1 protein-coding gene and 1 pseudogene are annotated in these 1,652 nt (G+C 48.2%); both read right to left on the bottom strand.

What is annotated here, in order from left to right; translation table 11 throughout:
• A partial coding sequence (asd, locus tag Q0628_RS08375) for an archaetidylserine decarboxylase (protein ID WP_298770026.1) occupies positions 1-609 on the bottom strand: 609 nt, incomplete at its 3' end.
• Positions 610-690: 81 nt separating this feature from the next.
• Positions 691-1,652 (bottom strand): annotated as a pseudogene (locus Q0628_RS08370) (hypothetical protein); the annotation flags it as partial.

The following is a 1,652-nucleotide window of genomic DNA, read 5'->3' as shown; positions in this document are numbered from 1 at the left end:
CACGTTGGTTGCCCCGACCTTCACCACCAGCATTTCGGAGCCGTCGTCCAAGCGCAAGTGGCTCGTAAGGCGTTCGTTAATGCAGAACAGGCCTTCTACGCGTTCCACGCTACCCACATTCACCGGCCAGAGCGTACCCGGGCAGTAGCTGGCATCAATCACTTCGGCCTTTGCTGGGCTATGAATGCGATGGTAATTGAACGGAGCCAAGTAAATCGTCGCAAAGGCGCCACCTTCAAAGCGCTTCGCCATTTCTTCGTCACGGAGCAGGTCCTTGAGCGTGTAAGTCTTGCCCTTCGCCTGAATCAGTTCCTGCTTGCCGTCGAAAACGGCCGTCTGCGAAAGCACGCCATCCACCGGCGACACGATTTCGGAATCAGCAATCGGGCGCATTCCCGGCTTGAGTCTGCGGATAAAAAGTTCGCCGATGTTCGCGTAATGTTCCAGCGGATATTCCGCCTCGTCCATATTCAGCTTATAATAAGCAGCAAACTTGTTGCGTGCAATCTTCGAAATCACAGGCAACTTGAGGCGGGTCAACGCACCGAAGGCGCGGCTAGCGGCATTCTTCGGCAAAAGCTTCATAAAGACGTAAAAGGCGGTATTCATACGGGCAAAGATAGAAATTTAAATCATACAGGAATAGCCGCGATTTCTCGCGGCCATTCTTTTTTCTAACCACCAAACTTTTTACTTACCGCACTGGTCGTAAGATCCGAACTTGTCGATGATATTTTCGCCATCCGTGAGGAACTGGAGCTGAACCCTAGCCACTTTTCCAAGGACATCTTCGATCTTTTCGTTAGATTCCTCATCGATATTCCTGAACGCATCCCAGGAGACCTTGCCCCACACCTTGTCATCGGAATAATCGACATCGGCATACCAGTACTTGTTGGCGTCATAGTCGGTGACGATAACAATCCTGATATAGTTGTAAGTGCTGTAATGTATGCAGAAGCCTCCCCATGCACTGATGTCAGCCGGTTCCATGTTCGAACTGACGGTATTGAATCCAATGGAAGCGATGCTGTCCAAATCAATAGTCCCTTCGTCCGTTTTCACATACATCGTAAATTCATGATACTTGCTCACCAAGGACGGAATAGCGTTCCCGTCAGCGTCATACTTCACATCGTCGGGGAAGTTGTAATTGAAGACATCTTCTAACTCAAAAGTATTCGTCCAAACGCCGCCAGCCGTTGCACCGGAAATACCAAGGTCTACCTGGTCTCCGTCAGTTGCACCATCCCACAGGAAACTCTTTCCGGACTTGTAATCAGAAGACTCCGTTGCCTTTACATCCTTATATTCACCGACATCCTTTACCGCAAGGTTTTCAGGTATCAGGTAGCTAAGCCGTTTAATGGTAAATTCCGTACCAGAATTATTTTCCTTTACAAATTTCAGGCGGATGGTCGTCAACTTCTTCAAGACATTATCAGAATTTGACACATCTGCAAATTGATAGCATCTGGTTTCCATATGGGAGGCTCTCTTTGAATCGTCATCAGAGCTGATAGTCATGTCGTTTTCGTCTTCGTTCTTGGCAAAAGTCAACTTGAGGATGTCATCTTCGCTAGCATTCTCGGGAACAAGCTGCATCTCGATATCCATCATGGATTCATACTCGATACATATACCCTTCCATT

It is taken from the genome of uncultured Fibrobacter sp. (assembly GCF_937877005.1).
Classification (GTDB): Bacteria; Fibrobacterota; Fibrobacteria; order Fibrobacterales; family Fibrobacteraceae; genus Fibrobacter.
This window is presented reverse-complemented; position numbering and strand designations above follow the sequence as displayed.